Raw genomic sequence first — 21,966 nt, 5'->3', positions numbered from 1 at the left:
GCGCTCCGGAAGGATCAACGGTCCAGCAGCGGTGCCAAGTGCGTGCGCAATTCCGCGGCCAGGTCGCGCGCCTCGAACCGCGCCAGACGCTCGCGCTGGCCTTTCAGCACGGCCCCGCGCAGGGCCTCGTCGCGGGCCAGCCGGCCCATCATCTCGGCGGCGAGGTCGAACTGCTTTTCGCGGAACAGCACGCCCGCGCCGTCGAGCGTGCCCGGCACGGCGGCCGCGGCGTAGGCGAGCACGGGCACGTCATGCACAAGGCTCTCGATCAGCGGGATGCAGAACCCCTCGTGTTCGCTCATGCAGAGGAACAGGTCCGCTGACTTGTAGCAGGCGTTCAACTCGTCCTGCCGGACGGATCCGATCAACTCGACATTCTGGAGCCGCAGGTCGCGCATCATGGTCAGCAGCATCGCGTGGTAGTGCTCCACGCCCGCGAACGAACCGGCGTGGATGAAACGCGAGGCGGGCTCGACGTAGCGCTGGAAATAGTGGAAGGCCGCGAGGCAGTCCTCGATACGCTTGTTGGGCACGCAGCGCCCGACGAAGAGGACGTTGACCATGCCGTCGTCGTATTCCTTGAGCACGGCGCGGTCCGCCGGGTCGCGCAGGCGCGCGAGGTCGAGGACGAGGGGCAGCACGCCGGCCGGGCCGAACCCCCAGGCTTCGAGCTCGTCGGCGTTGAAGCGGCTGTCCGCGAGGACGACCTGCGCCGCGCCGGCGAGGCGCCGGGCCTGTTCGCGGCCCTTGGCGAGGTTGTGCGCGATCTGCTCCTGGATGCCGCGAAAGTATTCGGGTGGCGTGATGTTGTGGTAGAGGATCGCCTTGCGGCAGGGGAGTTCGGCGAAGAGGTCGTTGACCGGCGAGCCGATAGAGAGGTGGAGAAAGGCGACGTCGTCCGGCCGGAAGGCCTCTTTCGCGCCGGCGATGTCCCGCGCCTCGCCCCGCAGCTCGGGCAGGATGCGTCGCGCCTCGCAGAAGATCTCCGACTCATGGCCCCAGGCTCGGAAGATCCCGCGCAGGACGAGCGCCTCGTTGCTGATCGCGTCCCCGTGACTGAAGCCGGCGACGAGTTGATGTATGGCGCGCCTCATGGGGATTTGGATATAACACAGTCGGCGGCTGCGATGCAAACGCGGGCCCGGTCCGCCCCCCCTCCCGGCGTGAAGCGGCCCGCGGGAAAACGAAGCCAACCGATCCTCCTTTACTTTGCCCAAGCCGCGAATCCACCTGTCACTATTTATAAAATGTGACAGTAATAAACGGGCGATGAACGTAGGGGTGCGCCGAGTCGTAATATTATATATATGAGAATGTTACGATATAACCGAGAAAAGAGTGAAGGACGTTTTTCCTGCCGGCATGCCCACCAATGCTTGATCACATTTTATAAATAGCGACCGCGAGTTTGGAGGGGATGAGGGGGTGCGCTGGGGGGATACTATGGATCAACGGTCCAGTGCCGCGAACAGCCGCTCCTGGATCGCCGCCCGCGAGTATTCGCGGAGGACATACTCCCGCCCGGCGGCGCCCATCTTCCGGCGGAGTTCCGGCCGGCGCAGGAGCAGGAGCAGTTCCTGCTCGAAGTCGGGATAGTGCCGGAACCAGAGTCCGCCGTTGCACCTCCGGCACTGCCAGCGCAAGACCTCGCCGCCCGCGTGGACCAGCGCCGGCACGCGGGCCAGCCAGGACTCCAGCAGCACGATACCCAGGCTTTCGTTCACCGACGGATGGATGAACGCCAGCGCGCCCGCCATGGCCTCGTGTTTCTCCCGTTCGGACACGAAGCCGGCGTCGAGAATGAACGGCTGCAATTCCGCGGGCGCCTCGATGGGCCCGCTGCCGGTGAACACCAACCGCACGTCCTCGCCGGTGCGCTCGCGGAAGGCCTGCATGTACTCGCAGAGCAGGGGCGTCCCCTTGCCGCCCTCGCGCCGGCCGCAATAGAGCACGTAGGGACGGTCCAGCCCCCGGGCCCGCGCGAAGGCCGAGGGATCGGCCTCGAACGGCTCGATGTCCATCCCGACCACGGCGCACTTTTCCGGCGGGAGTTCAAACAGGCTCCGAGCGAGGGCCCGCTCCGGCTCGGTGTTGAAGGCGAAGCCGGAAACGGCGCCGAACAACTCCTTCATGATTTCGAGATAGGCGAACGGCTCGTCGTGGAGACAGGGCACAAGAAGGGTTTTCCGCGGATAGACCTGCGCCGCAACAAAAGACAGGCCAAAGAGATAGGGGCCGGCCAGGATGCGGTCGTACTCGCCGCCCCGCTCGTGCAGGTGTTCGATCAGGGCTCGGCTGTTGACGGAGTTCCGTATCCAGAGGCGCTCGTCCTCGATCTCCAGCGGGCCGCGCTGGCCGATCGTCTTCTGGACGCGCAGGAAGGCGGCGACGTCGCGGTCCGCGTCCACGGGGAAGAACCGGACCTCGAGGCCGCCCACCGTCCTGGCGCCCGGCGGGACCGCGTTCTCCCACGTGAAATGGTTGGTCGCGCAGGTGGTCAGGATCGAGACGCGCCGCCCGTCGGCCGCGGCCAGTTCGGCGAGCCGTTTAAGCAGGGTCTCCGCGCCGCCGACGGTCCCGGTCTCGGAGAACCGCGGGCTGATCACCGCTATGCGTTCCGCGCGCGCCATGGGATTGCCTCGGGGGGGACTGTAGAGAAAGACCGGGCAGGGTGCAAACCGCAATCCGGTGGCGTTTTCTGATGACACGGGCAAACCGGCTGGGGTATAAGAACAGGCTGGAATTACAGCGCCACCGGTCGATGACCGGCCGCCCTTGACGGAACAGACACTCGGAGGACACAGCGTGAAGATAACCGATTTCAAAATACCCACGCGACTGGACGAAGCCCTGGCCGCGCTCCGGGACCTCGGCCCCGCGGCGCTCCCCGTGGCCGGGGCGACCTCGCTGGTGTTCATCCCCGAGGACCAGCCGATGACCGCGGTGGATCTGAACCGGCTCGGTCTGGACGGCATCCGGCGCGACGGCGGTGTCTTCCGCGTCGGCGCGGCCACCCGCGTGGCGACGCTCCAGAAGCACCGCGAGCCCGGCTGGGTTCTCGACCGCGTGGCCCTGACGCTCTCCTCCCAGCAAATCCGCAACGAATCGACGCTCGGCGGCAATATCTGCCGCGTGTTCCCCTGGTCCGACTTCCCGGCCCCCCTGCTGGCGCTGGGCGCGACGCTGGTGATCCGGGGCGTGCAGGAAAGGGAAATGCCGGCCGACGAGTTCTTCTCCTCCCAGCCCGCCCGCCTGTTCCGGGGCGGCGACCTGCTCACGCAGGTCCGCGTGCCCGCCCTCGGCGAGGGCGCGGGCTTCGGCTACAAAAAGGTGCGGCAGACGGCGACGGGTTTCAGCCTGGCGACGGCGGCGGCCTGCCTGCAGCTGGATGGCGCGAGCGTCCGCTCCGCCCGCGCGGCGGTGAGCGCCGCGGTGCCGTTCCCCGCGCGCTGCCCGGGAGTGGAAGCCGCGCTCGCGGGAAAGAAAGCGTCGGAAGGCCTTCTGCGCGAGGCCGCGCTGAACGGGCTGTCGGCCTTGAGATTCAAGGAAGCCGAGGGCATGTCCGCCGAGTACATCGGGCGCCTGGCGGCGGTTACGCTGGGCGATGTGCTGGTGGAGGCCTGGAACCAGGCGAAGGAGCAGGCAACATGAGCAACCCCAAGACCATCACCTTCACGCTGAACGGCAAGAAGAGGGATTTCGAGATCGCCCCCGGAGAGCTGCTGGTCAAACTGCTGCGACGGTCGGGGCTGACGGGAACCAAGGAGGGCTGCGACGAGGGCACCTGCGGCGCGTGCACGGTCAACGTGGACGGCCGCGCGGCGCTGTCCTGCATCATGCCGGCCTTCCTGGTCCACGGCCGGAACGTCGTGACCATCGAGGGCGTGGGCGATTTTGGAAACGTCCACCCCATTCAGCAGGCACTGGTGGACGCGGGAGCGGTCCAGTGCGGCTACTGCACGCCCGGCCTCGTCATGTCCGCCAAGGCGATGTTCGAGGAAAACCCCGCCGCCGGCGACGAGGATATCCGGGTCCACACGGACGGAAATCTCTGCCGCTGCACGGGTTATGAAAAAATCTGGACAGCGCTGCGGAACGTGCGGGACGCGAACAAGCCGGCGCAGGCCTGACGGTATCCGGGAGAACGACCATGGCGAAAAAGAACTTCAAGGTAGTCAACCAGCCGGTGAAGAAGCTCGACGCGCTGCCGCTGGCGCTGGGCAAGCCGCTGTTCGTGGCCGACTTCAAGCCGGCGGACGCGCTGTACGCGAAGCTCCTCTGGAGCCCGCACGCGCACGCGATCATCAAGAGCATCGACATCAGCGCCGCGGAGAAGATGCCGGGCGTGCACTGCGTGCTCTACCACGGCAACGTGCCGCGCATCGCCCACACGACGGCCGGCCAGGGCTACCCCGAGCCGTCGCCGTACGACACGTTCATGTTCGACCGCAAGGTCCGCTACGTCGGCGACCGCGTCGCCGCGGTAGCCGCCGAGACCCCCGAGCTCGCCGAGGCCGCCCTGAAGGCGATCAAGGTCGAATACGAATTGCTGGAGCCCGTCCTGTCCATCGAGGCCGCCCTGAAGGAGGGCAGCCCGGTGATCCACGACGAGCCCGAGGCCCGCGCCGTGATCCCCGTGCCGTACGAGCCGAAGAAGAACATCGCGGCGCGGGTCGGCATGGACGTCGGCCACGTGGAGCAGGCCATGGCCGGCGCGCCGTACAAGCTGGACCACTCCTACTACATCCACATGGCCCAGCACTGCCCCATCGAGCCGCACGTGACGATGGCCCACGTGGACGCCGAGGGGCGGCTGGTGATCCGGACGAGCACCCAGGTGCCGTTCCACGCGCGGCGCATCGCCGCGCAGACGATGGACATTCCCGTCCAGCAGGTGCGCGTCATCAAGCCGCGCATCGGCGGCGGGTTCGGCGCCAAGCAGGAGGTCCTGCTCGAGGACGTCGTCGGCATGCTGGCCTGGCGCTCGCGCCGGCCGGTGCTGCTTTTCTATACCCGCGAGGAGGAATTTGTCAGCAGCCGTACCCGGCACCCGGAGCGGATCCGCGTGCGCCTGGCGGCCGACCCCGAGGGGACGCTGACCGCCGTGGGCCTTGACTGCATCTCCAACACCGGCGCGTACGGCTCGCACGCCTTGACCGTGGTCTGCAACAGCGGGAGCAAGGTGCTGCCGCTCTATCGCTCCCCGAATGTCCACTTTACCGGCACGGCGGTCTACACCAACCTGCCCGTCGGCGGCGCGTACCGCGGCTACGGCGCGACCCAGGCGGCCTTCGCCGTCGAGAGCGCCATGGACGAGCTCGCCGAGCAGCTCGGCGTGGACCCGCTGGTCCTGCGCGCGAACCACCACATCCGCTCCGGCGAGACCTCGCCCGTGTTTGCCGCCCTCGGCGAGGGCAAGGCGGGCGTGGAGCAGGCGATCGGGAGCTGCGGCTTGGACAAGTGCATCAAGCTCGGCGCCAAGGCGATCGGCTGGAAGAAGCGCGGCGACTGGCGCAAGAAGAAGGGCCGCTACCGTCGCGGCATCGGCATGTGCTGCCTGATGCAGGGCTCCAGCATCCCCGAGATCGACATGGGCGCCGCCTCGATCAAGATGAACGAGGACGGCTCGTTCAACCTGCTGATGGGCGCGACGGACCTCGGCACCGGCAGCGACACCGTCCTGGCCCAGATCGCCGCCGAGGCCATCGGCACGACGAGCGACAAGATCCTCGTGTACTCGTCCGACACGGACATGACCCCGTTCGACGTCGGCGCGTACGCCTCCAGCACGACCTATCTCACCGGCAACGCCGTCCTCGACGCGGGGCTGAAGATCAAGAAGCAGATCCTCGGCGTTGCGGCGGAGATCATGGAGAAGAAGCCCGCCGACCTGGAAGTCCGCGACGCGCAGGTCTTCGCGAAGGACGGCAGCGGATCGGTGACGTTCCAGGACGTCGCCCTGCACTCGCTGTACGCGGCGAACCAGTTCCAGATCGCGGCGATCTCCTCGCACATCAGCCACAAGTCCCCGCCGCCCTTCGCGGCGCACTTCGCCGAGGTCGAGGTGGACACCGAGACCGGGCTCGTTCGCGTGGTGAAGTACGTCGCGGCGACCGACTGCGGCACGGCGATCCACCCGAAGCTGGCCGAGGGCCAGGTCGAGGGCGCCGTCATGAACGGCATCTGCTACGCGCTGACCGAGCAGTACCTGTTCAACGACGCTGGCAAAATGACCAACGACTCGTTCCTGCACTACAAGATCTACTCCATGCGGGACAAGCCCGAGATGGTGACGATCCTGGTTCCGACCTACGAGAAAACCGGCCCGTTCGGCGCGAAGAGCGTGTCCGAGATCGGCATCAACGGACCGTGCCCGGCCATTGCCAACGCGATCTTCAACGCCGTGGGTGTCCGCCTGCGCGAGGCGCCGTTCACGCCGGAAAAAATTTGGAAGGGGATGCAGCAGTTGGGATAGCAATTTCGAGAGTGGCACGGGCGTCCCGCCCGTGAATCGCGGGCCGGAGGCCCGCGCCACCCTCTTCGGATGGGGTGGTTCATGAATGCAGACATGATCGCGGCCGCGCGCGGGGAAACCCCCGCGGACCTGCTGCTGAAAAACGCGCGGGTCGTCAACGTCTTCTCCAACGAGATCCATCCAGCCGACGTCGCGATCTTCAAGGGCCATGTTATCGGCTTCGGGAAGTACGATGCCCGCGAGACCGTCGACCTGCAAGGCCGGCTCCTGTGCCCGGGCTTCATCGACGCGCACGTCCACATCGAGAGCAGCATGGTCACCGTGCCCGAGTTCGCGCGCGCGGTCGTTCCGCGCGGCGTGACGGCGGTGATCACCGACCCCCACGAAATCGCCAACGTGCTGGGGCTCGACGGCGTCCGGTACATGATCGAGACCAGCGAGGGCCTGCCCCTGCGCGTGTTCGTCATGGTCCCCTCCTGCGTGCCGGCGACGGACATGGAGACCTCCGGCGCCCGGCTGACGGCGGAGGATATCCAGCTCCTCTTCCGGCACAAGCGGGTCATCGGCCTGGCCGAGATGATGAACTACCCCGGCGTCATCTTCCGCGCGCCCGACGTGCTGGCCAAGCTGGCGGCCGCCGAGGGACACCCGATCGACGGCCACGCCCCCGGCCTGTCCGGCAAGGATCTCGCCGCGTACATCGTCGCCGGCATCGGCTCGGACCACGAGTGCACGACGCTGGAGGAGGCCCGCGAGAAGCGGCAGATGGGCATGCATATCTTCATCCGCGACGGCACGACGGCGCGGAACCTCGACGCCCTGCTGCCGCTGGTGACGCCGGCCGCCGCCATCAACTGCAGCTTCTGCACGGACGACCGGCACCCGGCCGACCTCCTCCGCGAGGGCAGCATCAACTGGCTCGTGCACCGCGCCATCCAGAAGGGCATGGATCCCGTCACGGCCGTCCGGATGGGCACGCTCCACCCGGCGCGTTACTTCGGGCTCAAGAAACTCGGCGCCGTCGCCCCGGGCTACTGGGCGGACCTCGTGGTGCTCGACGATTTCGAGTCGTTCCGCGTCGCGCAGGTCTACCAGGCGGGCCAGAAGGTCGCCGAGAACCAGTCGCTGCTGGCGCCTCGTGCAAAGGCCAAGGCGCACCGCCTCCGCAGCAGCGTCAACGTACAGTGGCACGGCCTCGACTTGCGCGTACCGGTTCCCGGGGGCAAGGCGGACCGCCCGCGCGTCCGGGTCATCGGTCTCGTGCCCGACCAGATCGTCACCAAGCTCCTCGAGGAAGAAGCTTCCGTGGCGGATGGAGCTCTCGTCGCCGACCCGGCGCGCGACCTGCTCAAGATCGCCGTGATCGAGCGGCACCTGGCCTCGGGCCACGTGGGCATCGGCTTCGTGCGCGGGTTCGGCATGAAGAGCGGGGCCATCGCCTCCAGCGTCGCGCACGACTCGCACAATATTGTCGTCGTCGGCGCGACGGACCGGGACATGATGGCCGCGGTCAAGGAAGTCGCGCGCCTGCGCGGCGGGCAGGCGGTCGTGAACAACGAGCAGGTCCTGGCCGCCGTCCCCCTGCCGATCGCGGGCCTGATGTCCGACCTGCCGCTGGAAGAAGTGCGCGACCGGATCGAGGCCATGGCCGCGGCCGCGCGCGGGCTGGGCTGCACGCTGCCCGATCCCGTCATGACCATGTCCTTCCTCGCCCTGCCGGTCATCCCGGAACTCAAGCTCACGGACAAGGGCCTGGTGGACGTCACGAAATTTCAGCCGGTGCCGCTGTTCGTGGCATGACGTGGTCTTGGCCAGGCCGGTGGTGGATGGCGGGCGCGCTGTTCCTGCGGCTGGGCCTGGTCCCGGTGCGCGCCGTGACCACCGTGGCCGCGGGCGAAACGTTCACCTGGGACGTCAACGGCGAGGCATCCGCGTTGGAACTCGGCCGCTTCACGAGCGGGCCCGATCTGGCGGAAATCCATTACGCGACCTCGTTCAAGGAGTCCACCCGCCTCACGGCGCGGGCGGCGTGGAACCCGACCCCTTCGCTGGATTACCTGGGCCAGCCCGCGGCGCCGTACCAGTGCGGGGTGAGCGTCGGCATCCCGTCGTTCAACCAGAGCGAGTATACCTCCTACGTCGCCACCAACTGGAACGAGGGTTCGCCGTGGCCGACCGCGCCGGGCACGATGTCGGTGGTGCACGTCGAGTTCTTCTTCCGCAACTCAACAGCCAACGTGACCCGGCTTTCCTTCATGGGGCAGTGGCTCACCAGCCCGACCAACGCCCTGCGCGGCGGGCCGCTGAAACACGTGCAGATATTCATCTGGTCGTTCGACGACGTGTACGGCTAGCGGGATGTCGGCGACGCCCCGTGGGTCAAGGGCTTCGGCCTGCGCTGGACGCCGTTCCGGCCCGGCCTGCGCAGACCGCCCGCCGGGTGCGGCGGGTGCGTGGACATGGGCCTGCCGGTCTTCCGCGTGAACATGGCCACGTTGAACCCGGTGATCGAGGACGCGGATTTCGCGTGGAGCGGGCTGGGCCCCGAAGTGCGGCTGGCACGAACCTACAGCGGCGATCCCTCCGAGCGCGGGATATTCGGAAACGGCTGGACGTTCAGCTACGAGGCGCCGCTGATTCACCACCTGTTCGGCCACCAGGTCGTCAAGCCGGATGGGGGTCAGGTCTTCTTCTCCGGGGTCCTGGGCACCAACGACACCTATCCGCCCTGGCGCGGCCATCGCGACGAGCTGTCGTCTGTCTTGAGCAACGACTGGACCCATTACCGCCTTCGCGACAAATCGTCAGACCAGGTCTATCGCTACCGCGCGCCGGCCCTGGCCTGGCCGTCCACCGACTACGGCACGCGGCACCCGCTTCAGTCGGTGGAAGACCGGAACGGAAACCGGGTCCTGCTGGCGTGGACCAACGGCGTGCTCCGGACGATCACCGACGCCGCGGGCCGGCAGGCGGTCCTCTCGTACAATGCGGGCGGGCTCTGCACGAACATCCTGCTGCCGAACGGCGCGGCGCTGTCCTATGCCTACGATGCGTCGAGCAACCTGGTGCAGACGCGCGACGCGGCGGGGAACACGACCGCGTACACGTACGACGGCGAGAACCGGGTCACGGCCATGAGCACCGAGGGCCGCGCGTGGACCTTCGCCTACCAGGGGCCCGGCAACCTGATGCTCCAGTCCGTGACGGATCCGCTCGGCCGAACCAACCGGTATCAATTCAGCGGCGACCTGGACAACCGGCAGGCCGGGTTCACGGACGCGCGGACCAATGAGACCTGGTTTCAGACCGCCGACGGACACCTCACGAGCGAGACGGACGCCGCACTGCAAAGCACCACGCACCTGTACGACACCAATGGCTTCCCCACCAACACGACCAGCCCGCGCGGTTTTTCAACGGTGAAGACCTATGATGCCCGCCGCAATCTCGCGAGCGTGACCGGCCCGGACGGCGCGCGGACGGCATTCGCCTACGACTCCAACGACCGGGTGACGCACGTTACGAACGCGCTGGGCGGCGTGACGCGGTTCGAGCGCGACGCGCGCGGCAACGTGATCCGCCTCACCAGCCCGGCCGGCCGGATTACGGGCCTAGGCTACGACGCGCTCGGGCAGCTGGTCGCCGTGACCAATCCCGCGGGCGGGGTCACGCGCTTCGCGTACAACGCGCACGGGCGGCTGCTCCAGGTGGCCGACCCCGCCGGATTCCGCGCGGGGTTCGCGTACGATGCCGCGGGGATCAACATCGCCGCGATCACCAACGAGCGCGGTTTCGTGACGCAATTCCAGTACGACGCCAACCGGCGGCTCACTCGCGTCACGAACCCGGACGGCACGACGGGGGACTACGGCTACGACTGCTGCGGGCCGACCTCCGTCGTCAACGAAAACCGGCAGACCAACCGGATCGAGCGGAACGCGCTGCTGCAGAAGACCGCGTTCACGGACGCAGCGGGCGCGCGAACGGACTATGTCTACGACGGTGGCGGCAACCTCGTGATGGCCACGGGCCCGCTGGGGCGCGTGACCCGGATGACCTACGACCAGGCCGACCGGCTGGAGACCCTGGCCGACGGCGCGGGCGGCGACCTGTGGCGCGGCTACGACGCCAACGGCAATATCCTGTCGGCTTCGCAGGCCGGGCTCTATGTCAATCCCCCGGGCATCGTCGTGGAGACCCTTTCCGCGTGCTCCTACGATGGACACGACCGGATGACCTCGTTCAAGTATCACGGTCAATCCACGTCCAACCGGCTGGAGTGGGACGCGCTGGGCCGGCTGACCAACCGGATCAACGCGCGGGGGCAGTCGGCGGCCCGAACCTACGACGCGGACGGGAACCTTACCGGGGTCAGGCAGCCCGGCAGCACAAACTCCTTCACCTACGACGCCGTGGGACGCCTGACCAACTGGAGCGGAACCGCGGGCCGCGCCGGGCGGACGCTGGACGCGCGGGGGCTGGTGACGCGGATCCGGTACGACAACGGGCATGAGGCGGTCTTCACGTACTCCGCCACGCGCCGGATCGAGAGCGTCGCCTATCCCGGCGGGCCGACGGTCCAGTACCAGCGCGACAGCCGGGACCGCGTCACCAACCTCGTTTGGGATGCCCAAAGCCTTTCCTTCGGCTATGACGGCGAGGGGCGCATCCGTTCCGTGGCCCGGGCAAACGGCACGTCGAGCCAGTTCGGCTACGACCGGGGCGGGCGCGTCACGAACCTGGTCCACACCGCGCCCGCCGGCACGCTGATCAGCCTGCGCATCGCTCGCAACATCGCCGGCGAGACGACGAACCTCGTCAAGACGGCGGGTCTCGCCCCGTGGAACCCGCCGCTCGCGCCGACCAACCTGGGGCTGAACATCTTCGGCCCGCTGTACCAGGTCAACGGCGTTGCGTGCCAGAATGACAACGACGGGAACCTGACCGGTGTCCCCGCGCCGTTCGACTGGATCGCCGACTACGATGCCGAGGGCCGGCTGACCGTGATGCGCAGGCCCGGCGAGACCAACAGCTACGCGTACGACGGGTTCAACCGCTGCGTGCGGATCGAAGGGCCGGACGGAACCCGGAACCTGCATTGGGACCACGAAGACCGGCTGCTGTTCGAGACCGACGGCGCGGGCGTCGTGGCCGCTTCGTATGTGTACCGCGAGCTCGACCTCGTCGCGATGCACCACGTCGGGAAGGGCTGGCACTTCTACCACTTCGATCACAACGGCAACACGATCGCGATGACCGACGAGGCGGGCGCAATTTCCGCGATGTATCGCTTCCTGCCGTACGGCGCTGCGGGCTACGGTTATGCCCGCGTCCGCAACCCGTTCACGTTCGCCGGCTGCTACGGGGTTCTCGACGCGGGCCAGGACCTCTATTACATGCGGAACCGTTTCTATCACGCCGGCCTGCGCCGCTTCCTGACGCCCGACCCCATCGGCTTCCTCGGCGGGCTGAACCTCTATGCCTACGCCGGGGGCAATCCCGTGGACGCGGCGGATCCGAGCGGGCTGGACGCGAGCGGCGAGGACGACATGTACCATTTCGTGAAGGATTCCATGGGTACGCTCTACGAGCACGACCGCCTTTGGTCCAGGCTGCTGGACATCATCGAACGCCGCAAGGAACGCGAAGCTTTGGAGCCAATGTGCGGCGACAGCCCGCCGCCGCGCAAACCGGACGATGCGGCCCGGAGTTCGGCGCCCGAGTCTTACAACGATCAGGCTGCCGGCGGGCCGACGCCGGAGGAAGTTTTCTCGCCGGAGGAAGCCTTTGAGATGGCGGGTTCGGCCGCGGAGGGATCCGATGAATAAGGGCCGGCATATCCGGTTCGCGGTCATCGTGCTCGCCTTGATCACGCTGCGCGCCGGGGCGCAATCGTTCGATCACGACGGCGCCGGCCGCGTGACGCGGGTTGTCTACGACACCGGCGCGAGCATCGCCTACCAGTACATGCTCGACGGCAGCCTGACCAACGTGGCGATCAGCGGAACCATCGCCGAGGCCGACAGCGACGGCGATTCGATGCCCGACGCCTGGGAGTGGGTCTTCTTCAACACGCTCACCAACGCCGCCGCCGGCGATCCCAATCAGAACGGGAAGAACAACCTTTGGGAGTTCCAGAACGGCTACGACCCCCTGGACCCCGATAGCGACGGGGATGGCGTGCCCAACGTGGACGAGGCCGCTGCGGGGACCGATCCGCTGGATGCGATGTCTGTGTTCGAGGTTTCGGTGTTCGGGTTTCGGGTTTCGGGTAATGTGTTGCAGTGGAACAGTGTGACGAACAAGTTCTACCGCGTGGCGCGCTCCACGAACCTGGTGCAGGGCTTCGGCCCCTTGCGCACCAACATCCTAGCCACCCCGCCGCTGAACGTGCATACCGACCAGACGGCCACGGGCTCCGGGCCCTGGCTATACCGTGTAGACCTGGAGTAATTCCCGGAGGGACCGGGTTCTACCCCGGCCTCCATCATACCAGGTACGGGTGAGAGGCGGTACGAACGGCGTCGCAGAGCTCCGCCCTCCAGTGGCAGGAATCATGGAGGGGCGAGTTCCTGCGAGCCCGAAATCTACCCGCATTCACCCGGATTTGGTATCATTCCTTCCGGAAGGAATACCGCCCGATCGGGGTCCGGCCCAGGTAGATCAACTCGAAATCCGTCCGCTCCTCGTCGGCGGGCTCGAAGGCGGGAATTTCCGCGAACCTCGGGTCCGCCTTGATCGCGGCCACGACTTCCTCGAAGTAGGGAAGGTGGTCCGTGGCGAAGTGGACCTGCCCGCCCGGCTTGAGCGTCCGGGACAGCGCGTCAAGAAAAGCAGCATTGAACAGGCGATGATCGTGGTGCCGTTTCTTCGGCCAGGGATCCGGGAAAAAAATGTAGTAGGTGGACACCGATGTGGCGGGCAGCATGTACGCCACGGCGTAGTACGCGTCGAGCCGCAGCCAGCGAACGTTGCCCAACTCTCTCCGAACCAGCTTCCGGTCAATCTTGTGCAGGCGCCCGATCATCCGGTCCACGCCTAGGAAGTCCGTGTCCGGATGCGACGCGGCGCGAGAGAGAAGGAACCGCCCCTTGCCGCAGCCGACGTCCACCTCGAGCGGCCGCTCGGCGTGCGGCGGGAAGTCCCGCCCCGGAACGGGGCGGGACGCCACGCCGCTTTGCCCGGTCAGAGCTCCGTCGCGCTCCGCTTGCCGGAGCACTCCGGAGGAGAACCAGCGCGCCAGCGGCAGCGGATTCAGCCAGTCGTCCGGCAGGATGCGGAAGGCCTCGGAGAAGGGATTCTTCATCGCCACTCGTGCTTGGGATATTTCCGCTGCATCTCTTTCTTGATGCGCGGGTAATGCTCGCGCCAGAAGCCGGCCAAATCGCGGGTCACCTGCACGGGCCTGTGGTTGGGCCCCAGGATCTCGACGACCACGGGCACGCGGCCCTTGGCGATTTTCGGGGTCTCTTTCACATCGTACAAATCCTGGATGCGCTGGGCGATGTGCGGGGGCTCGCCTTCGGTGTACGTCAGGCGCGCGCGACGGCCGTTGGACAGCTCGATCCTTTCCGGCGCGTGCTTTTCCACCAGCGCGCGGCGGGCGGGGTCCATCTGGTCCTTGAACGCCGCCGTCACGGGCCGGTCCTTCAGGTCGCGCGCGGAGACGGCGCCGCGGCAGACCACGCGGAGCACGGACCAGCGGTCCTCCTCCGTGTAGGCGGCAAGCCCGAGCTCCGGGCACCAGGCGGCCAGGCTGTTGACCCGCGCGATCCACTGGTCGGTGGTCTCGTCCCAGTGCGGCAGCTTGATGCGGCCGTTGATGACCTCTTCCGCCAGCAGGTCGCCGGCGGCGTCCGCGGGCGGCGGGTCCACGCGCTTGCTCTCGAGGGGCAGGTCGCGGAACATCCGCCGGCGCCACGCGACGACCCGGCGCTCGGCCGCGTCGTACTCGACGTCCACCTGCTCGTTGAAATCGGCGGGGAACATTTCCTCCAGCCACCCGGGCCGGATCGCGGTGGCGAGGCTCAAGATCACGTTCAACTCGCCGCCGCGCCCCTCGACCTCGCGGACCTCCGACGCGACGAGCAGGGGGCTTTCCTGCACGGCGCTTTCCCGGGCCAGGACGCCCTTGCGGCCGTGGACCAGCTGGCAGCGCAGCGTGCCGGCATCCAGCCGCTTCGCGACCTGGTCGGAGAAGCCCGTCAGGATGCATTTGCAGATGGCGTCCGTTTCCGGCGCGCGGTCCTCGATCTTCAAGCCCGTTTTGTCCGCGAGATCGAGGAAGAACCCGGCCAGCGCCCGTACCTGCCGGGCGGTATTGGCGTGGATGCCCAGCCGGTTGCAGGCGCCGACGTCGTAGCGCCGGCTGTCGGCGAACCGGAAGGCCCGCATAAGCCCGAAGAAATCCGAAGCGCCCTCTTCGCCGAGGACATCCTCGCGCTGCTCGCGCGTGGATTTGTCCGGCTTGCGCATCCAGAGCGACCGGCCCTGGGTCAGCGCGGCGATCAGGGTAATGGCGCGGACGCAGCCATATTCCCCGGCGGCGAGCATCATCCGGGCATAGCGGGGATGGACGGGGAACCCGGCCATGCGGCGGCCCAGCTCGGTCACGGCCAGCTTATCGTCCAGCGCGCCAAGGTCGCGCAGGAGCAATTCAGCCCTGTCCAGGGCGCGCGGCAACGGCGGCTCGAGCCAGGGCAGTTCGCGCAGGTCGCCCGCGCCCGCCCCGCGAAGCGTCAGCATGATCTCGGACAGGTCCAGCCTGCGGATTTCGGGGATCTCCTGGACCGGGCGCTCCGCGTGCTCGCGCTCCGTCCACAAACGCACGCAGCGGCCGGGCGCGGTGCGCCCGGCGCGGCCCGCCCGCTGGTCGGCGGAGGCGCGGCTGATTTTTTCGACCAGCAGCGTGTTGATCCCGCGCGCGGGGTCGAAACGCGGGATGCGGGCCAGCCCGCTGTCGATGACCAGGCGCACGGCCTCGATCGTCAGCGAGCTTTCCGCGACGTTGGTGGAGACGATGATCTTGGGGCGGTCGTATCGCGATACGGCGGCGTCCTGGTCGGCGGCCGGCAGTTCGCCGTGCAGCGGCAGGATGATCCGCCCGCGCGCCGCCGGCGAATTCTCGAGGGCCTGGACCGTCCGCGCGATCTCGTACGCGCCGGGCATGAAGACCAGCGCGTCGCCGGGTTCGCCCTCGCGGCAGACCCGCTCGTACTCGGCGGCGGCGACTTCCCACGGCGGGGTACGGTCGAAATCCGCGGGCCGGTCGAGGTATTCCGTGCCCACGGGGAACAGGCGCCCGCGGGCTTCCAGCGCGGCGCAGGGCGCGAGGTACTCGTCGAGCGGGCCGGCCGGCAGCGTGGCGGACATGACGACCAGGAGCAGGTCGGGCCGTGCAGAGCGCTGAAGCTGGAGAGCGCGGGCGAGCGTCACGTCGCCGTACAGGTGCCGCTCGTGGAACTCGTCGAACAGGATGGCCGCGACGCCGTCGAGGCGCGGATTGGAGAGCATCTGGCGGAGCAGGACGCCCTCGGTTTCGTAAACGATGCGCGTAGTATCACCCGTCACGTTCTCGAAGCGGATCTGGTAGCCGACTTCCGATCCGAGTTTCACGCCGCGCTCGTTCGCCACGCGGGCGGCGAGAAGGCGGGTGGGGAGGCGGCGGGGCTGGAGGATAACCGCGCGCCCGCGGCCGAGCAGCCCGGCGTCGAGCAGCATCTGGGGGATCTGCGTGGACTTGCCCGAGCCGGTCGGGGCACGGACGATCAGGCGGCGGTGCTCGCCGGCCCGCGCGAGCAGTTCGCGCTCGATGTCGAAGATGGGCAGTTCGCGGCGGTCCATGTCACCGGGGATTAACCACGCGTCCCCCCGGGCGGGTCAAGGAGGATTCTCGCGGATTCCTTACGGTAGCCGGGCGGACCGGTAGTAGAGATGGGATGCGGCCGTATTCGTGTCCACGAAGGACACCATGGCCGCCGAGGCCGTGACGATGCCGCTGACGTTGGTCCACGGGCCGGTCAGCAGGTTGGTGGTGTATTGCAGCACATAGGTTGCGCCGACCTCGCCGATCCAGCGGTTGCTGACGCTGCCGTTGTCGAGCAGCGTCAACGGGAGGATCAGCCGCGTCGAAGGGAAGGGATTGGAAACGGTAACGTACTGCGCGCCGGGCGAATAGGACTGCGAGAAATCGAACACGCGCGGCTCGCCGATGTTCCCGTAGCTGCCGGGCGGCTGGCCCATCGGTCCGAGCGTCTGGTTCGACAGGTAGCCGTGGGCGGAGTCGTTGATGAACGCGGTGATCCGGAACTCGGCGTTCAGGCCGCCGTTCGTGCTGTCGAGCAGCGCCAGAGGGATCGCCAGTTCGAGGCCGGACGTCACATTCCCTGCGCCGGCCGCGCTCGGCGACGGCGCCCCCGTACCGGTGACGCCGTTGGTGTTGCTGTTGCGGAAACCGAGTCGCACGCCCTGTGACAGCGTGAAGGAGTCGGGATACGAGCCGGGCCACGAGTCCGACGCGGTACCGACGAGGAGCCCGGTTCCGCTGCCGCCGGTCGGCAGGCTGGCGTAATGCAGCGCCCCGCGCCACAGCTCCTGGTTGCCGGACCCGGGGATGTTCACGATTTCGGTGTAGTTGTTGAACGTCAGGAAGAAGTCGTGCTCCACGCCCGTGTCGAACTTCAGCCCGTCGTTCGCCGGGTCCAGGTGGCCCATACGGTTCAGTCCGTTCCCGTCCACGTCCGCATTGTCGCCGCGCAGGCTGTTTTGCCCGCCGTCGATGCTGTCGATGAAGATATCCAGCCGGTTCCGGTTGCCGGCGGGCCACTGGACGCCCTGGCCGGCGGTCTCCACGTTGCCGGCAATGAAAAGGAAGAGCGTGCCGTCGGAGACGCGGGCATAGGCGGCGTCGAGTTCCGAGCCGCCGCGGGCGAAGCGGACGTGTCCGTTTGTCGCGTCGCCGAAGGACGTGGGCGTGTCCTGAACCGAACGCGCCGCGCCGTAGAAGTCCGCGTCGAGCAGCCCGTCAATCGTGGGCGACTGGGCCCGCGACGATATGACGGCGACTCCCGGCAGGACAGCCAGGCTGATAATGGCGGATGCGGTTCTCAAAACAGACATGACACGGCTCCAGGTTGCGCGATGAAACAGAATGGATGCACCCTACATCCTACGGCGCGACAGGTAAAGCGCTAAACTTTAACTAAATACGCGCAAGCTTCGAGGCGGGCGGCCAGCCGGAAAAAAGGTCAATCGTACACGATCGGCGCGAATACCGGGTACTTGGTGAGCTTTTCGCGGCCGTTGAGGAACGCGAGTTCGATGAGGAACTGGATCTCGATGATCTTGCCGCCGAGTTGCTCGATGAGCCGCGCGGAAGCTTCCGCCGTCCCGCCTGTCGCGAGCAGGTCGTCGATCAGCAGCACGCGGGTGCCGGGCTCGAAGGCGTCCACGTGGACCTGGAGCGTGGCGGTGCCGTACTCGAGATCGTAGGCGGCCTCGAGCGTCTCGTGGGGCAGCTTGCCTTTCTTGCGGATCGGTACGATGCCGGCCCCCAACTGGTAGGCCACGGCGGAGCCGAAGAGAAACCCGCGCGACTCCACGACGCAGACACGGTCGATACGGCTGTCGCGGTGACGCTCGGCCAGCGTGTCCACGGCCAGCTTGAACAGGGAGGGCTCGGCCAGAAGGGGGGTGATATCCTTGAAAATGATGCCTTCCTTCGGGAAATCCGGGATGTCGCGGATGGCGTTCTTCAGGGCCGGGATGGTCATGGGCCTTCCTCCTTGGGCTCGGTGTTTTCCGGGGGCTGATCCAGTTCCTCCAACATCTGGCGAAGGCGAAGGACGGCGGCGTTTTGAATCTGCCTCACGCGCTCGCGCGTAATCTTGAACCGCCGGCCCACGACCTCGAGGGTCTCCTCCTTCACCCCGCGCAGGCCGTAGCGGTACATCAGGATCTCGCGCTCGCGCTTGCTCAACCGGTCGAGCAGGCCCTCGATTTCGCCCTTCAACTGACGGTCGGAGAGATCGTCCACCGGCGAAACGTTGCGGTCGTCGCCGATGATGTCCCCGTATTCCGCGCTGTCCTCGTCGCCGATCGGGGCGTTCAGGGAGGCCGGCCGCAGCGAAACGGTCTGCCACATCCGGATGGTGGCCACCGATACGCCGACGGCCTTGGCCAGCTCGGTTTCCGTGGGGTCGCGCCCCTTCTTTTGCGCGAAAGCTCGCTCCGCGCGACGCATGCGGGCGATCTTGTCCACCAGGTGCGCCGGCAGGCGGATGGTCTTGCTCTGGTTCGCCAGCGCGCGCTTGATGGACTGCTTGATCCACCAGGCGGCGTAGGTGCTCAACTTGCCGCCCTTCCTGGGGTTGAACCGCTCGACGGCTTTCATGAGGCCGATGTTGCCTTCGGAGATCAGGTCGAGGAGGGGAAGCCCGTACTGGGCGTAGTCGTGGGCGATCTTGACCACGAGCCGCAGGTTGGCGCGGATCATGAGCTGGCGCGCCTCCTCGTCGCCTCGCTTGATCCGGCGGGCCAGTTTGACCTCGTCCTCGCGGGTCAGCAGGGCGGTCTGCCCGATCTCCCGCAGGTAGATCTTGATGCCTTTGTCTTCGCCGTTCATCGTGCTGGGCCTTACGGGCCCCTCAAGCCGCAGTATTCCGAGCGGGATATTCTGGCAGCAACCGGCCAAGAAATGCAAGCGTTCGAAAAACGGGCCCGGCCGGCGGCTACTGGGTGATCGCCGCCTGGGCCGCCGCCAGCCGCGCGAGGGGCACGCGGTAAGGCGAGCAGACGACGTGGTTCAGGCCGACCTTGCCGCAGAACTTGACGCTGTTTGGATCGCCGCCATGCTCGCCGTAGAGGCCGCACTGGAGGTCCGGCCGCGTTTCGCGGCCCTTGCGCACCGCCAGCTCGATCAGCTGTCCGACCCCGCCCGCGTCCAGGGTCTGGAAGGGGTCGGCCGCCAGCACCCGTCGCTCCACCTGCTCCGCCACCGCTGCGCCGGCGGCATGCCTCGGGAAGCCGTAGGCCGACCGCGTGAGTTCGTCGCCGTCGAACAGGAAGAACTCCGCGCTCTCGGCGAGATGGTCGGCCGTCAGCGCGGCGCGCGGCGTGTCGATCATGACGCCGATCGAGAACTTCAGGCGGGTCTTCCGCTCCTTGAGGACGCGCGTCACCGCCTCGCGCACGAGCCGGCTGCACAGGTCGAACTCGGCGCGGCCGGCGACGCGCGGGAGGGCGATTTCCGGCAGGACCTTGACGCCGTGTTTTTCCTGGAGGCAGGCCGCCTCGGCGATCGCCGCGGCCTGCATGGCGCCGAGATCCGGGTGGCGCAGCAGCAGGCGGCGCCCCGGCCCGTCGACCCGCGGCGCCTCCGCGTGCTGCTTCTGCCGCTCGCGCGCCTTTTCGAGCGACAGGCCCAGGCGGCGGGCCAGCGTCTCCAGTTCGCCGCCGTGAAGCGCCGTCCAGGGGTCTCTCGCCTCGTTCAGCACGCGGATGCAAACCGGCTGGCCCCCGGCCGCCTCGAACAGCTCCTCCAGGGCCGAGCGGTACAGCGCCTGCAGGCCGTCGAGCGCCTTGCGGCGCGGTGCGGGATCGTCCGTCCACAGGTACTCCCGGATCAGCCACAAGCCTTCCCTCTCCAGCAGGGCCGGTTCCGGGAAGTAGAGGAAGCCGTCGGCACCCAGGTTCCGGCCGGCCTTCGCGTCGCGCGGGCCGCTTGCCGTCGCGCGCACCTCCATTTTCCGTGACCGGTCCGTCCACTCCGACCACTGCCGGTACAGGCGCGCCGCGGGCGTCTTCTGCTCGGACTTCCGCCCCCCGACAAGCGTCGCGGCCGGCGACGATGTCTCGCACGGCAACTCGCCCCGGTAGATCGCCCCCGTGAAGCCGTCCAGGCTGATCCCGTCACCCTCGCCCAGCATGTGCCCGTTGAAGGAGAGCGTACGGGCGCGGGCATCGAGCCGGACGCCGGAGCTGATCGCCACGGCGGCGCGGCCCTGGCCGCGCGCGGCCGTGGCCAGGGACGAACCGCCGCCGATGGCCAGCAGCCCCTGGAGGCCGCGCAGGTCCGGGCCGATGGCCTCCCCCGGGTCGCGGCACGCGAGGATCAGCCGGGCCGCCCGGTCCTTGCGGAGCAACTCCCTGGCCCTCTGGACGGAGAAGACGAGCCGGCCCGCGGCGGCGCCCGGCGCGGCCGGCTGGCCCCGGGCGAGCAGGATCGCCTGCCGCTCCGCCGCCGCGTCGAAGAGCGGGAACAGGAAGGCCTCCATGTCGCTGACCCCGAGGGTCAGCAGGGCTTCCTCGACCTTCAGGACGCGGGGCAGCGGCTTGCCGCTGGCGGCGTCCTGACCCGAGGCCATCTCCAGCGCCCACCGCACCGCGGCCCGGCCCGTGCGCCGGGCGTTCTGCGTCTGCAGGATCCACAGCCTGCCCTTTTCGACCGTGAACTCGATGTCCTGCGGGTAGCGGTAATGGCCCTCGAGCTTGTGAAGAACCTCCGCCAGTTGCTCGTACACCTTTTTCCAGGCGGCCGGCTTTTCCTTCGGCATGTCGTGGACGTCCTTGAGCCCGGCCGCCGCCGCGGAGAGCCCGATCCCCTGCGCGCCGACCCGGAAGAAGCCCACCGGCCGGCTGGATCCTGATTTCCCGTCGCGCGAGGAAACGACCCCCGAGCCGGACTCCTCGTCCAGGCTCCCGTACGCCATCGCGAGCACGTTCACGGCCGCGCCGAGCAGCCCGGCCACCTTGTGGGCCTGCCGGTAATGCTCGGCCCGTTCGGAGGTCCAGGATCGCAGGCCCGCCGTGAGGGCCAGGCGGAGCTGGTCGCGCGGTTCCTGCGGAAAGGGCCGGCGGGTTTTCTCGATGAAGAGCCGCTTGTAAGCGTCGCACAGTTCGCGCAGGTGGCCGGCCGTAAGATCGGCGTCCCCCGCGAGGCGGTACTTGTCCTTCAGCTTCGAGCGCTCCGCGTCAAAATCGGACAGGGACAAGCCCGCCTCCGGCCCGAGGACGGCGGCGCCGAACCGTTCCATGAAAAGCCGGTAGCCATCCCACCCGGCGCGGGCGTTGCCGGTCTGCTCGCAGAAACCGGGGACGGTCTGGTCGTTCAGCCCGAGGTTCAGCACCGTCTCCATCAGCCCGGGAATGACGACCCCGGCGCCGCACCGGACGGCGACGGTCAGCGGGTTCCGCAGGTCGCCGAGTTTCGCGCCCGTCAGGGATTCCAGCTTGCGGACCGCCGCGTCGACCTGGTCCATCAGCCCCGCCGGCACCTGCCCGCCGTGCCGGGTGAAGTAGGCGCAGACCTCGGTCGAGAGGGTGAAGCCGGGCGGCACGGCGACGCCCAGCCGCGACAGCTCCGCCAGGTTCGCGCCCCGCAGGCCGAGGATCGCGCGCATCGAGGCGTCCCCCTCGGTGTGCTTCGCCCCGGGGCCGAACAGGAATACGTACTGCTTGGCGGCCTTGTGGACCATGGCTTTAAAAGCGAAACC

Annotated in this window: 15 protein-coding genes; 7 read left to right on the top strand and 8 right to left on the bottom strand. The window is 68.0% G+C overall.

Annotated features, from left to right (window positions below; all coding sequences use genetic code 11):
- Positions 1-14: 14 nt before the first annotated feature.
- Both KA248_08385 and KA248_08380 read right to left on the bottom strand, forming a co-directional pair.
- Positions 15-1,094: a glycosyltransferase family 4 protein gene (locus KA248_08385; GenBank protein MBP7829920.1), complete on the bottom strand. Its 1,080-nt coding sequence runs from the start codon at positions 1,092-1,094 to the stop codon at positions 15-17.
- Positions 1,095-1,448: 354 nt separating this feature from the next.
- Entirely contained in the window at positions 1,449-2,630 is a 1,182-nt protein-coding gene (locus tag KA248_08380; GenBank protein MBP7829919.1) for a glycosyltransferase family 4 protein, read from the bottom strand.
- Positions 2,631-2,805: 175 nt separating this feature from the next.
- Here KA248_08380 and KA248_08375 point away from each other — a divergent pair, with 175 nt between their 5' ends.
- From KA248_08375 to KA248_08345, 7 genes are all read left to right on the top strand, one after another.
- Positions 2,806-3,651 (top strand): FAD binding domain-containing protein, encoded by an 846-nt coding sequence (locus KA248_08375; protein ID MBP7829918.1) that lies wholly within the window; start codon positions 2,806-2,808, stop codon positions 3,649-3,651.
- Entirely contained in the window at positions 3,648-4,130 is a 483-nt protein-coding gene (locus KA248_08370) for a (2Fe-2S)-binding protein (GenBank protein MBP7829917.1), read from the top strand. The genes KA248_08375 and KA248_08370 overlap by 4 nt, the downstream gene beginning before the upstream one ends.
- 20 nt (positions 4,131-4,150) lie before the next feature.
- Positions 4,151-6,475, top strand: a complete 2,325-nt coding sequence (locus KA248_08365) for a molybdopterin-dependent oxidoreductase (protein ID MBP7829916.1) — start codon at positions 4,151-4,153, stop codon at positions 6,473-6,475.
- Positions 6,476-6,556: 81 nt separating this feature from the next.
- A complete protein-coding gene (ade, locus tag KA248_08360) occupies positions 6,557-8,275 on the top strand; it encodes an adenine deaminase (GenBank protein ID MBP7829915.1) in 1,719 nt (572 codons plus the stop codon).
- The gene (locus KA248_08355; GenBank protein MBP7829914.1) at positions 8,272-8,829 is read left to right on the top strand and encodes a hypothetical protein; all 558 of its coding nucleotides are present in this window, start codon (positions 8,272-8,274) and stop codon (positions 8,827-8,829) included. Before ade ends, KA248_08355 begins: the two co-directional genes overlap by 4 nt.
- 105 nt (positions 8,830-8,934) lie before the next feature.
- A complete protein-coding gene (locus KA248_08350; GenBank protein ID MBP7829913.1) occupies positions 8,935-12,303 on the top strand; it encodes an RHS repeat protein in 3,369 nt (1,122 codons plus the stop codon).
- The gene (locus KA248_08345; GenBank protein MBP7829912.1) at positions 12,296-12,928 is read left to right on the top strand and encodes a hypothetical protein; all 633 of its coding nucleotides are present in this window, start codon (positions 12,296-12,298) and stop codon (positions 12,926-12,928) included. The genes KA248_08350 and KA248_08345 overlap by 8 nt, the downstream gene beginning before the upstream one ends.
- A gap of 160 nt (positions 12,929-13,088) precedes the next feature.
- On the opposite strand, the gene trmB is transcribed toward KA248_08345, so the two are convergent.
- From trmB to KA248_08315, 6 genes are all read right to left on the bottom strand, one after another.
- Entirely contained in the window at positions 13,089-13,781 is a 693-nt protein-coding gene (gene trmB, locus KA248_08340; protein MBP7829911.1) for a tRNA (guanosine(46)-N7)-methyltransferase TrmB, read from the bottom strand.
- On the bottom strand, positions 13,778-16,318 hold the full coding sequence (gene hrpB / locus KA248_08335; protein ID MBP7829910.1) for an ATP-dependent helicase HrpB: 2,541 nt from the start codon (positions 16,316-16,318) through the stop codon (positions 13,778-13,780). Before hrpB ends, trmB begins: the two co-directional genes overlap by 4 nt.
- Positions 16,319-16,378: 60 nt before the next feature.
- Entirely contained in the window at positions 16,379-17,593 is a 1,215-nt protein-coding gene (locus tag KA248_08330) for a hypothetical protein (protein MBP7829909.1), read from the bottom strand.
- Positions 17,594-17,721: 128 nt separating this feature from the next.
- The gene (locus tag KA248_08325) at positions 17,722-18,246 is read right to left on the bottom strand and encodes an adenine phosphoribosyltransferase (protein MBP7829908.1); all 525 of its coding nucleotides are present in this window, start codon (positions 18,244-18,246) and stop codon (positions 17,722-17,724) included.
- Positions 18,243-19,097, bottom strand: coding sequence for a sigma-70 family RNA polymerase sigma factor (locus KA248_08320; protein ID MBP7829907.1), 855 nt, complete (start codon positions 19,095-19,097; stop codon positions 18,243-18,245). The genes KA248_08325 and KA248_08320 overlap by 4 nt, the downstream gene beginning before the upstream one ends.
- Positions 19,098-19,203: 106 nt before the next feature.
- Positions 19,204-21,948: a pyruvate, phosphate dikinase gene (locus KA248_08315; GenBank protein MBP7829906.1), complete on the bottom strand. Its 2,745-nt coding sequence runs from the start codon at positions 21,946-21,948 to the stop codon at positions 19,204-19,206.
- Positions 21,949-21,966: the final 18 nt, after the last annotated feature.

This window comes from Kiritimatiellia bacterium, from assembly GCA_018001225.1.
Taxonomy (GTDB): domain Bacteria; phylum Verrucomicrobiota; class Kiritimatiellia; order CAIQIC01; family JAGNIJ01; genus JAGNIJ01.
Note: the sequence above shows the minus strand (reverse complement) of the source record. Positions and strands in the feature narration are given on the sequence as shown.